Origin of the sequence: Acinetobacter brisouisimilis, from assembly GCF_000368265.1 — a bacterium.
Taxonomy (GTDB): Bacteria; Pseudomonadota; Gammaproteobacteria; order Pseudomonadales; family Moraxellaceae; genus Acinetobacter.
In genome coordinates, this window is the sequence record NZ_KB851216.1 from 1 (window position 1) to 1,120 (window position 1,120).

The 1,120-nt window shown below is 32.6% G+C and carries 1 protein-coding gene; it reads left to right on the top strand.

What is annotated here, in order from left to right; genetic code table 11:
* The first annotated feature begins 69 nt into the window (after nucleotides 1-69).
* Nucleotides 70-966: a replication initiation protein RepM gene (gene repM / locus F975_RS00865; protein WP_034425498.1), complete on the top strand. Its 897-nt coding sequence runs from the start codon at nucleotides 70-72 to the stop codon at nucleotides 964-966.
* The last annotated feature ends 154 nt before the right edge of the window (nucleotides 967-1,120 follow it).

Sequence of the window (1,120 nt, forward strand, 5' to 3'; positions counted from 1 at the left end):
TATGACGTATTGACTACCAACTATGACAGATATATATTTGTCATATATTACAAAAATAATGGTTTCATTTTGGACAAAAATCAGATTGTAAAATCAAATCAAGTTATTGAAGCTTCATATCAGCTAAGTGCTGTGGAACAGAGAATTGTCCTAGCCGCTATTTGTCGTATTCCTAAGAGTCAGGAAATTACAGATGATGTGTTATATCCTGTAAGTGTGCATGAATTGCAGTTATTAGGCGTTCATGAAAAAACTGCTTATAGAGATCTTAAAGAAGGTATTAATCGTCTTTATGACAGATCCATAAATCTTACAATAGAGAATAAATCAATAAAAATGAGATGGGTACAAGAGATCCAGTTTTTAGATAGTCAAGGAACTATTGGTATTAGATTCTCAAAACCAATTTTACCTTTTATTTCTAATCTCAGTAGAGAGTTTACTAAATATGCCTTATCCGACATTGCAGGGATTAACAGTGGATATGGCATTCGTATCTATGAATTATTAGTGCAATATAAATCCATAGGCAAACGAGAACTCTCTGTTGAAAGCATGCGAAAAATGTTAGAGCTTGGAACGAAATATCCATTATTTGCGGACTTTAAAAAACGAGTAATTGACACTGCTGTAGAGCAGATCAATGAGTATAGTCCTTTGGAAGTAAAATATGAGCAAAAGAAAACTGGCAGAAAAGTGACTCATATTTGTTTTTCATTCAAAGAAAAGGCAAGAAAAATTTCTCAGCTCAATCCAGATAGCTCTACAGATAAGTTTTATAAGCTCACAGACTCACAAATCAATATGTTTGGTAATCAACTTTGCCAGCTTCCTGAACTATCTCACCTTGCTGTTGGCAATCAAAGTTATGAAGCTTTAGCATCCAAAATTAAAGAAATGCTTCGTGATCCAGTACAGCAAAAACAATTTATACCTCACTTAAAAAACCTTGGCTTTAAGCCTTGAGTATATCCAAACTAAATTATTGAAGGTTTCTTTGTTTATTTACTTCCCGAAGAACGAGCCTATTTAACATAATGGTCGTTATACGAAATGCACCAAACTAAAGAAATATAAATCAATAACTTAACCAATTTTAAAAAACCGAAAAACCTCAAAA